The sequence below is a fragment of the Mycobacterium simiae genome, assembly GCF_008370645.1.
In the GTDB taxonomy this organism is placed as follows: domain Bacteria; phylum Actinomycetota; class Actinomycetes; order Mycobacteriales; family Mycobacteriaceae; genus Mycobacterium; species Mycobacterium simiae_A.
On the sequence record NZ_VTZN01000164.1, the window covers coordinates 1 to 10417 of the forward strand.

Below are 10417 nucleotides of genomic sequence, written 5' to 3' on the forward strand. Positions count from 1 at the left end.
CCGGGGTCCGTTGCGTCGAACACGGCCACCTCATCGACGAGGAAACCGCCGCGCTGCTCGCCGAGAAAGACATCTGGTGGTGCCTGCAGCCATTCCTTGACGCCGAGCCCATAATCCCGGTTGCGCCGCCTACTCGGGAGAAGCTCCGCCAGGTGGTCTCCGGCACCGACACCGCGTATCAACTCGCAATCAAGCACCAGGTCAAGATCGCCTTCGGGACCGACATATTGTTCGACGCCACTCTCGCCAGCCAGCAGGGCGCCCAGCTGGCCCAGCTCACCCGCTGGTTCACGCCCGCCGAGGTGCTGCAGCAGGCGACGATCCGCAACGCCGAGCTGTTGGCCATGTCCGGCCCGCGCAACCCGTACCCGGGCCGGCTGGGTGTCGTGGCCGAAGGAGCCCTGGCCGACTTGGTTCTCGTCGACGGCAATCCGCTTGTCGACATTTCGTTGATCGCCCGGCCTGAGCAAGCATTTGTCGCCATCATCAAGGACGGTCACCTGGTCAAAGGCAGTCTCCGGTAGGCAAGACCACGTATCCAGCTGGGCCGGTACCGCGGGCCGCGCGTGGTAGAACGCACGACAAGGCCAACTGACCAACGAGACCTTTCGACGGCCGACCGCCATCGTCGCCGCCCCGCATCGCAGGCGGCACTCGCGGCGCGGCCCGCCGCGGCATAGGGTGGTCGCCGTGGCAGCTGCCTTCGGCGGGTTCGAGACCTTGGCAAGCATTCTGACCGAACACGGCCCATTGCATCAGGACGACCTGGTAGCGCGGCTACGGGACAGCGGCGTGGCCAATCCAGATCAGGTTCTCGATCAAATCGAATGTCTTGCAAGTCAATTAGTCGATGATAGCTGGGTCTGGCTTCCTACCGTGCTGGCGGGGCGGGTGTTCACGCACCGGCTCGGCGCTGACGAGCTGGCCCACGACGTTCTCGCGATCACCCCAGATCTGGACCCCATCGCGGAGCTCTGCCGCCACGAGCGGTACCAGCGGCTTACGGACGGATCGCCGCTGCGGGTGGCGCTGGCCGGGTTCGATCACGAGCTGCTTGAGCAGAGGGGAATCCCGGCCGAGGAGGTCGACCCGCTTGGGGCGTTGCTCCTGGCGTCGGGCACATTAGCGGCGTTGGGCGCGGCGCAGGGCGACCTGGTTGGGGTGCGGCTGACCGAACGGGGGCTGGCGGTCGAGCGGATCACTGAGGTGGTGCCGGCCGAAGACGTGGGCGCTCGGCTGGCGGCGACGCTCGACGCCGAGGAGCCAAAATACTTGGGCGCGGCGGTATGGACACTGTGCGCCGACGATCCCCAACTGTTCACCGAGCCGCTGCCGCCGCTGTCCGAGATCGTCGACGACTACGGTCTGGAGCGCGGCGGCGATTTGCTGGCGCCCGGCGGGTTCGCTTTTAACACTTGGCGTTTCGATCAGGGTTGCATGGCGCTGGCCGAGCGATATGACCTCGACGCCGACGACGCCGTCGCGCTGTTCTCGCTGCTGAAGCTGTACGACCACATATCACTGTTGCTCGATGCCGCCGACGAGAAGGAGTCGCCGGAGGAGGCCACGGCCGCAGCCGTCGATTGGATGGCGACGCCGGAGTTCAACAGGCTCGTCGATCTGGTCGCCGAGTTCGGGGACGCGCTCGTGGAACCGCTGCTGGCGGAGCTGGTGGTGGCCGAGACCATTGACACCGACGGCGCCGGGACGGCCGCGCTGGCCTTGTTCGCCGTGGTGCTGGAGCCGAAGGTGCCTCGTCCGGCGCGGGTGGCGTGTCGGTGGCTGCGTGCGGTGGCGATGGAGCGCATCGGCGACATCGAGGCCGCCGAACGTGACCTGCTGGCCGCCGAGTCGATGAGTCCGGATTGGCCGTTGCCCTTGTTCGATCTGGCTCGCATCGCCTCCGATCGCGGCGACGTCGAGCGCGGTTTGGCGTTGCTGCGCCGAGCCGGCGCTGAGCCGGACTACCCGCTGGCGGAGCTGCTGGAGCAGTACCGGGCCGAGCCGCGCCGCGACATCGGCCGAAATGACCTGTGTTGGTGCGGGTCTGGGCGCAAGTACAAGAAGTGCCATCTCGGGCGTGAGCAGCTGCCGTTGAGCGACCGGGCCCGCTGGTTGTACGCGAAGGCTATCCAGCATGCGCTGACGAGTGGCTGGAACGACCTGCTGATCGGCGTTGCCGACGAACGCTCGCGCCACGCCGGTGATGATCCCGAGGCCCTGACTACCGCGCTGGGTGATCCGCTGGTGATCGACGTGGTGCTGTTTGAGGGTGGAGCGTTTCAGAAGTTTCTGGAGGTGCGCGGGTCGCTGCTGCCCGACGACGAGCGGCTGCTGGCCGAGCAGTGGCTGTTGGCGAAGCGGTCGGTGTTCGAGGTGCAGCGGGTGCAGCGCGACCACAGCGTCACCGTACGCGACCTGCGCACCGACGACACTCACGAGGTGCGAGAGCATGCAGCCAGCTGCCAGCTCAAGCCCGGACAGCTGGTATGCGCGCGGGTGCTGCCCGCCGGGGACACCACGCGATTTTTCGGCGGCGCGGAACCGGTCGAGCTGCCCGAGCGTAATCCGCTGATCGACCTGCTGGACACCCAGCCGGACGCGGTGACGCTGGTGGCTCAGCTGAGCCGCCGGTTTGCGCCGCCGGCGCGCTAGGCGCTGATAGCGACTACGAAACGGGGGTCGCCCCGCGCCAGGACGGGCGGCATGGACGCTGACCGGCTGCGCGCCGTTCGGGGGGCCTGACGGAGCGTTTCTGCCCAACCCGTGGCCGTAATAGTCGGAAACAGGCACTGGGCGGCGCATGATGGAAGGGTGCGGATCGGAGTTGGGATTTCCACCGCGCCCGGCGCGCGGGAGGCGGCGGTAGCGGCGGCAACGCAGGCGTGCGATGAGCTCGCGGGTGAGGCGCCGTCGCTGGCCGTGTTGCTCGGTTCACGATCACACGCCGACCAGGCAGCGGACGTGCTGAACGCGGTGCGGGGGATCGTCGGATCAACCCCGCTGATTGGTTGCGTCGCCCAGGCAGTTGTGGCCGGCCGGCACGAGATAGAGGACTCACCCGCAGTGGCGGTGTGGCTGGCGTCGGGCCTGGCCGCCGAAACCTTCCAACTGGACTTTGTCCGCGCCGGCTCGGGCGGGCTGCTCACCGGGTATCGGTTCGACCGGACCGCCCACGATCTGCACCTGCTGTTGCCCGACCCTTATACATTCCCGTCGAGCCTGCTCATCGAGCACCTCAATACCGACCTGCCGGGAACCACCGTGGTGGGCGGCCTGGTCAGCGGTGGACAGGGACCGGGCGGCACCCGGCTCTTCCGCGACCACGGCGTGCTCAGCTCCGGGCTCGTCGGGGTGCGCCTGCCCGGTGTGCACGGCGTTTCGATCGTGTCTCAGGGCTGCCGGCCGATCGGCTGTCCCTACATCGTCACCGGAGCGGATGGCGCGGTGATCACCGAGCTGGGCGGCCGCCCGCCGCTGCACCGCCTGCGGGAGATCGTCGAAGGACTGCCGCTGCACGAGCAGCAACTGATCAGCCGTGGTCTGCAAGTCGGCATCGTGGTCGACGAGCACCTGGCAGCCCCAGGTCAGGGTGACTTTCTGATTCGAGGGCTAGCCGGTGCCGACCCCTCGACCGGGGTGATCGAGATCGGCGACGTTGTCGAAGTCGGCACCACCGTGCAGTTCCAGGTCCGTGACGCGGCGTCGGCCGACAAAGACCTGCATCTGGCCGTGGAGCGGGCAGCAGCCGAGCTGGGCGGGCGTCCGGCTGGCGCGCTGCTGTTCACCTGCAACGGGCGCGGGCGGCGGATGTTCGGGGTGGCCGACCACGACGCGTCGACGATCGAGGACCTGTTGGGCGAGATTCCGCTGGCGGGGTTCTTCGCCGCAGGGGAGATCGGCCCGGTTTTCGGCCGCAATGCATTGCACGGCTACACAGCGTCGTTGGCGCTGTTCGCCGACTGAGTTCCCTTCACCGCTCGGAAGCACTATGCGAAATGCCCACCTCTGCGCGACTTTCCGCGCGACAAGCCGGCGCCGCCGGGCTTCGGCGTCGGCGGTGACGGATTCATTGCTGTAGCGCGGAGCGGATACCGGTATGCCCAAAGTCGTTGCCTTACCACCTTTTCCATAACAACGGCTCGCGCAGGTCGGTCGCCAGTGCGTAGGAGAGGCAATCGCCGAAGTTCAAACCGGCCGGATGGCCGCTACCTTTGCCGAAATCTGCGTAGGCCTGGCGGGCAGCCCGGCCAGCCTGCCGCTCGGTTACCGGCTCCACCAATAGCCCGGCTTCGCTGAGAAGCTAGTCTAAACCTCTGCCGATGATCGGGTCACGTTGGGAATCCAAGACGATCCTGCATTCGAGATAGCTTGCTGGAGAAAGCCTTCGCACGTCGGCGCCGGCGATAGTCAGGGCGTAACGGGCGGCGTCGGCTTCTTCGGTGAGGATCGCAATGATCGCCGACGTGTCCGCGATCACGCCGGTAGTTCTGCCTCGTCGTAGAGCAGTGCAGCGTGGTGCAGTTTGGTTTCTGGGCTCATCCGGCTGGCGGTCTGCTGGCCGATGGCCAGGAGCCGGGCGGCGAGATCGTCCCTCTACAGCCGGGCCAGACACTCTTTGACCGCAGTCGCCACCGCCTGCGCCTGGCACTCACCCGTGATGGTGGCGATCTGCTTTACCGCTTCGTAGACGGACGCATCTTTGATGTTCATTGCCATCTGGTACCTGTCTACCAGCACGAGGGTGCCAGCGTAGGGGAGGAACGCGGCCTATCGGTCGCTCTCACTGGAGTCCGACCGAATCCCGAGCCAGCGCATAGCTCATTCGCGACCGACCCCCAAACTGGGAATAAGTAGCGTTCAGATCCGTATTCGCTCAAACGCGAAGGCTTGCCGCAGAAGGAAACCCACGACCACGTACCGGTTATGCGTCACCGTCGGACTTGAAAAGCATTGAAATAGAGAGGTTGTCGACGAAGCCGTCACCGAGATCGGGCGTCAGGTGCATCTGTTGGATTCCTAATTGCGGTCCCCTCCTTCCGCCTCGGTGTTCGCGGCCAGCGACGCTGACGCTGACGACATCATCAGTGCGGCCAACACCTTGATTGAGTTCTAATCTGCTCATCTACACCTCGCGTGGCGCGTCCGAGGCTTCTCAACTCACACAAGTCCGAGTGGCTGCACGCTCCGGATACCTACACCACCTCATACAGGCTGCCGTGCTTGCTTGTCATCGTGGACTCGATCGACACCGCCAGCCCGTTGTCATGAATCAGCAGCCCGAACTCAATGTTGCGATTCTCGGCACTGTAGGAGAAGTTCGCACTGGTCAGCAGCAGGATCTCATGATCGACGACGATGAACTTGGTGTGGCTGACGATCGCGGTTCCGCCGGGAAGCTGCGTTGACCGGTAGACCGTGGCGCGGGGAAGCTGGGACTTGACCGCAGTGGGGTTGCCCTTCTCGCCGTCGACGTAGACGCATACCGTGACGCCTGGTTGTTCGGAGACATCCCTGAGTGTGTCCCACATGTTCGAGTTCTTCGAGAAGTTGTACGTCGCGCATGACACGGAGACTCGTGCACCGCTGACGACGCGGTGAAACTCGCTGGTCAGATGTCCGATGGTGGCCTCGTTGCCCGGCATGGTCCACACCGGGACGAGTTGGCTGTGCACAGATTTCGCCCCCGCGATGGCGCGAAGCACTGCGGCGGAGACGACGGGATTGGCGTGGCCGAGCCCGGCGTTGGCCAGCAGCTTCGCGGCCCGCTCGCGGCGCGTTGCGCTCACCGACCCCAACGCGTGAACGGTGTGTTCGCCCACCTCGAACAGCACTGCAAGCGCCTCGGCCTCACCGGCGGTGAGGTACTCACCCAGTGCCGCAAACGAACTCATATGGCACCGGGACTCCCGAAGAGACCCGGCAGGGCTTCGCCGTCGGCGCCGGGCAGCGTCAGCAGGAACCGGCGGTCGAGGAACCGATTGGCCCTCTCGCATGATGTCTCCGACGCAAACGAGCAGCAATGGCAGGCGGCGCCGTGCAGGAAGTCTTCTGGCGGGCTGGGGATCCGCATGGCGCACAACGGGTCTGACGAGCAACGCGACGCACGCCGCAGTGCAGCGGCGACAAGACCCTGCAGACGAAGGGGTTCGGATAGCGCCACGAGGCCACCCAGGGTGCCCTCGCTGTCGGAAGCTGTGGTGCAGATCAGCAATCCCGCCGCACCTTCCCGCTGGGGCGAGGTGCGCCAGCCGTAGATGCGTTCCGACAGGCTGGCCGCGCCGTACCCAGACGACATGGCCATCTCACGAATCAACACATGTGACAGGGTGTGCAACAGCCAGTATCGCGGCGCGGGCAACCGGGTGTCGGGATCGATCTTCTCATCAGCCGTTTCGGAGAAACGCCGCCAGAAGTTCCGGCGATGCGCGTCTCGGTGTGCGGCCCACAGTTTCGTGCCGAGTACCGTGTTCTCCCACGCCTCGACCTCAGAGAGGTTGAGCTGCAGGAATATTCCTTCACCGCGGTCTTCGGTCGCCGGTACCCAGGAAGGTCTACTGTTGCGGGTCAGCTTGACCAGCCGGCTGACCACATCGTTGACCCGGTCCAACTCGTCGAGCCGGGTAAACCCCAGGAAGGCGTTGATTTTCTTCATTTTGTTGACGGCCACCACGCGGCTAATCCGGTTGTGCAGTTCGGGACCGCGAAGCTTCTCGGTGACCATCAGGCCGCTGGTATTCGGCTGCTGCGGGAACAACGACGGCTTCTGCAGGTAAAGCCACTCGGGGACCAGCATCTCGACCGGATCCCACGCGGCGAGCTTCTCGTGCCGCACCTCGTCGGGGTCGGGCGGCGTGAGGACCTCGGCGACCGCCTTGGCGAGCTTGTCGTCGGAAACGTCTTTCACATCGATATTCTTTGCGCCGGCCAGTGCTCGGATGACATCGATCTGTGCGGCGAACTGCTTGACTTGTTCCACGCCGAGTTCGGCGCGTAGCCGGTCTGCGAGCGCTTCGGTCTTCTCGTCGTCGGTGGGCATCACGATGATCGACTGGGTGGAGGCGAACCACAGGTTCGATGCGCCCATCATGATCAGCGCGGGCCGGGCTTCACAGTTGGTGTCGAAGGCGTTCAGGTGCGGGTGGCGGCCCCGACATTTCTGTGGCAGCTTGTCGCGACCGACAACGCCTTGGGCTTCGGCCATCCCGCGGGTCGCCCCACAGGCTGCACAGCCGATCGTGGAGCCGACGCTCTTGCCGACGTTGGCGTCGCGCATTTTCAGGTCCGGTGCTTCGGCCTTGGGACACGCGCCCCCTCGATGAACCCACAGCAGGTACGGGAACTCGTCGAGGTGCCCGTTGGTGCAGGTCAACAAGTGCTGAGCCGGGACGGCCGGGCTCTCGCGCTTCCGTGGCTTCGAGCCCGTGCGCTCGACGCCTCTGCCCGGGCAGCTCATGTGGGTGAACTGCGCCAGGTCCGGGCGAAACGGGTGAGTGTTGGTGTAGCTGAATCGCGGCAGCGGGCCAAGGTAGTCACAACCCGTGCAGCGCAACCATTGTGGGAACACTCGTGCTGGAATACCAAGATCGCCAGCCTCTTTGGAGAATGCGCGCTGTTTGGGCTGCCAGGGAAATGGCCGCAGCGCGTCCACCTGCGGGCCGAGGTGCAGACGCACGACGTCGAGCAGGCGCGGCTCGATGATCGTCGGAATGTGCTCGCGCCGCTTCCAGATCGGCTCCCAGTCATCCAGGCCGGCGGGCATCACCGAGAACCCCGGCAGGTCCATGATCGCGCCGGGTCCGTAGGTGTACAGCAGCGACGACGGGCGCGCGGTGCCCACCTTGGCGCGGTTCTTGACGACGCCCTCTTCGACGTCGGCGAGTGGGTCCAAAGCGCTGGCGGCATCGTGCAGCATCTCGGAGGCGGTGTCAGTCATTAGTCCTCCGTCCCGGCCGGCAGGTTCCATGCGGGCGCGCCCTCGGGTGCCCGTGCGAACAGGCGCTCGGGGATGGGACTGACCAGCACGTTGATTTCCGGCTGCACTTCACGCATCGAGTTTGCGACGACGAACGGAGCCTGCGTCGAGCCACCGATCGACGCCTTGGCATTTTCCGGGCTGATGATCAGCGGCAGATGTCTATCACCCTCACCGGTGCGCTCGTACACCAGCGTCTTGCCCATCTCGGCAGCGTGTTTCGTCCGATCCGCCCATCGGTCGAGCCGGTTGATCAGCAGGTCGCTGGCACGCTTGGCGGCATCGTCGTCTTGGGCGGCCGCCGCGATGCGCTTCTTGAGCCGCTCGGTGATGAGCTCGACGGCCTTGTGCTGGTGCTTGATTCGCCAGGCATTGCGCTCGGGTGACAGTCCATCGATCAGATGCGCCTGGATGACCCGCGCCGCGCTGACCAGTAGGCCATCGATGCCGCGGTCCAACGCGGTGGGCGAATATGGCGTGACCGACAGCGCCTCGACTTGCGCGTAGAACGTCTCGTGGTAGTGGCGGAACTGCTCGAAATGCGCCAGATCACGCGGCCGGGCCCAGTTGCCGAGCGTCACCACCAGCCCCGGCTTCGTCGCGTCACGACCGACGCGGGAGGAGGCCTGGATGTATTCGGCAGTGTTCTTCGGCTGCCCGACCACGAGCATCAGGCCGAGCCGTTGCACGTCCACGCCGACCTGCAGCATCGAGGTCGCAAGGATCACGTCGAAGGGTGCCTCGTTGCGGGTTGCGACCTTCTTGCCGTCTTTTTGATCCGCGATCCGCGCTTGCAGCGCCGCGTTGGTGTCATACGCGGGGTCGAATTCCAGGCCGAGTCGGTCCAGCGTCTTCCCGATTTCCGAGGACGCGATGCGTGACGTCAGCTCGCCGGTATGCAGCATGCCGAATGCGGCGCCCGGCCGGGGCGGGAAGCCGGAATCCTTGCGCGGCCGCCGAACTCGGGTCTGCACGTCGTCGGCCAAATACCGGGCCATGCCGGCCAATTCGCGGGTCGCGTTGAAATAACCCACTAGCGTCATGTACGGGTCGGCGTCGGAGTGGCAGCGGTCGAACAACAGTTGGCCCGCTGACAGCAGCACCTCTGAGACCCGGATCTCCGCGCTGGCCAAGCGCACCCCTTGGGCGCTCACCCCGACATATCGGCGGCCGGGGTTCTTCTGGCTGACCGGGATCTCCTCGGAGAAGAAGGTGTCGGCGACATCGAGCACCTGCGGCGGGAAGATCTCGACCCGCCGCCCGTACAGGCCACGGACCTGCTCATGGGCGTTGCGCACTGTCGCGGTCGACGCAACGATCGACGGCCGCACCGGTTTGCCGTCCGGGCGCTGCCACGAGGCGAGGGTCTCCACCGCCACTTCGAACAGCCCGACCGAGGTGCCCAACGCCCCGGTGATCAGGTGCAGCTCGTCCTGGATGATCAGGTCCGGTGGCCGTAGCCGACCCACCGGGTACGTCGTCGCCGCCGGCTGGCCATTGGTGGCCGGGTGTGCGGTGGTGATGTTGCAGCCGCCGTAGTCCGGGTGCACGTAACCGTGGCGGGCACACCGGCGTCCGACATAGCCGAACAATGCCGCAGCCTCGCCTTCGCGGGCGAGCCGGGCGAACTTGTCGACCGTGGCGATGACGAACGCCGGGGTGAGCCGGTAGATCTCCTCGTCCACGGTCAACACCGGCAGGCCCTCAAGCACGGTGCCACCCTTGGCGAACGGGCACTGTGACAGCTCGTCGCCGCAGTAGACGAACACCCGGCGCAGCGTGGCGTCGGCTCTCACCTGCGCGGGGGTGATCGGGGTACCGCACCACGGGCAACGCTGAATCTGCAGCACCGTCAGGCGATGTGCGCCGTACTCGTTTGCTCTGATCAGCTGTTCGTCAGCTTCCTCGAACCGTTTCGGGCTCACATCGGTGCCCACCCATAACCCGATCCGGAACGGCTCACTCCCCCAGGTGTTTTCATCGGATCGCCGCGCCAGCTCGGCGGCACACATCAGCGCGGTGGCGCGCTGGAATTGCTGGGCGGTCAACAGCCGCAACGTGTATCGCATCAGCACGGCCACTCCGTCGCGGCCGTCGAGCGGGCCTTCGGTCGATTCCACGACACCTTGTCGGCGGCGGATCGCGAACGTGTAGGCCGCCAAACCGAGGTATGCCTCGGTCTTGCCGCCACCGGTCGGGAAGAAGAGCAACTCCACGCAGGCCAGGTGGTCGGCACTGCGCAGCGGTGATGTGGGGTCGGTCAACGCGCCGAGCTGCATGAGGATGAACGCCAGCTGGAAAGGTCGCCACGACGCCGCAGTGTCGCCTTTCGCTGCGACCTTGGCCTGTGCCGCCTGGATAGACAACGACGGATCCGACGCTCGCTCCGCGGCAACCTGAGACGCGACACGTTGGTCGCGCATCACCTGGTTCATGAACTGA

The 10417-nt window shown here is 65.8% G+C and carries 6 protein-coding genes and 3 pseudogenes; 3 read left to right on the forward strand and 6 right to left on the reverse strand.

Features of this window, described 5'->3' with window-relative positions:
• The 3 genes and pseudogenes from F0Q45_RS20750 to F0Q45_RS20760 all read left to right on the forward strand — a co-directional run.
• Positions 1–524 (forward strand): amidohydrolase family protein (locus F0Q45_RS20750; RefSeq protein WP_149655736.1); only part of this gene is annotated, 524 nt, incomplete at its 5' end.
• Positions 525–690: 166 nt separating this feature from the next.
• A pseudogene (locus F0Q45_RS20755) lies at positions 691–2646 on the forward strand (SEC-C metal-binding domain-containing protein); the annotation flags it as partial.
• Between the two features lie 168 nt (positions 2647–2814).
• Entirely contained in the window at positions 2815–3966 is a 1152-nt protein-coding gene (locus tag F0Q45_RS20760) for an FIST signal transduction protein (protein ID WP_149655738.1), read from the forward strand.
• 151 nt (positions 3967–4117) lie between these two features.
• Here F0Q45_RS20760 and F0Q45_RS20765 read toward each other — a convergent pair.
• The 6 genes and pseudogenes from F0Q45_RS20765 to drmA form a co-directional block, all read right to left on the reverse strand.
• Positions 4118–4480: pseudogene (locus F0Q45_RS20765) on the reverse strand (type II toxin-antitoxin system VapC family toxin).
• Positions 4477–4719, reverse strand: a pseudogene (locus tag F0Q45_RS20770) (type II toxin-antitoxin system VapB family antitoxin). The pseudogenes F0Q45_RS20765 and F0Q45_RS20770 overlap by 4 nt, the downstream one beginning before the upstream one ends.
• A 205-nt stretch (positions 4720–4924) precedes the next feature.
• Positions 4925–5125, reverse strand: coding sequence for a hypothetical protein (locus F0Q45_RS20775; RefSeq protein ID WP_149655739.1), 201 nt, complete (start codon positions 5123–5125; stop codon positions 4925–4927).
• Positions 5126–5195: 70 nt separating this feature from the next.
• Complete coding sequence (drmC, locus tag F0Q45_RS20780; protein ID WP_149655740.1) at positions 5196–5894, reverse strand: DISARM system phospholipase D-like protein DrmC; 699 nt, start codon at positions 5892–5894, stop codon at positions 5196–5198.
• Positions 5891–7936, reverse strand: a complete 2046-nt coding sequence (gene drmB / locus F0Q45_RS20785) for a DUF1998 domain-containing protein (RefSeq protein ID WP_149655741.1) — start codon at positions 7934–7936, stop codon at positions 5891–5893. Before drmB ends, drmC begins: the two co-directional genes overlap by 4 nt.
• Positions 7936–10417: DISARM system helicase DrmA (drmA, locus tag F0Q45_RS20790; protein WP_149655742.1), on the reverse strand; the 2482-nt coding region annotated here is incomplete at its 5' end. The genes drmA and drmB, both read right to left, overlap by 1 nt.

Excerpts from the sequence above, each read along its gene's own strand:
- F0Q45_RS20775 (WP_149655739.1), bottom strand. The coding sequence starts at position 5,125 with ATGAGCAGATTAGAACTCAATCAAGGTGTTGGCCGCACTGATGATGTC.
- drmB (WP_149655741.1), bottom strand. The coding sequence starts at position 7,936 with ATGACTGACACCGCCTCCGAGATGCTGCACGATGCCGCCAGCGCTTTG.
- drmC (WP_149655740.1), bottom strand. The coding sequence starts at position 5,894 with ATGAGTTCGTTTGCGGCACTGGGTGAGTACCTCACCGCCGGTGAGGCC.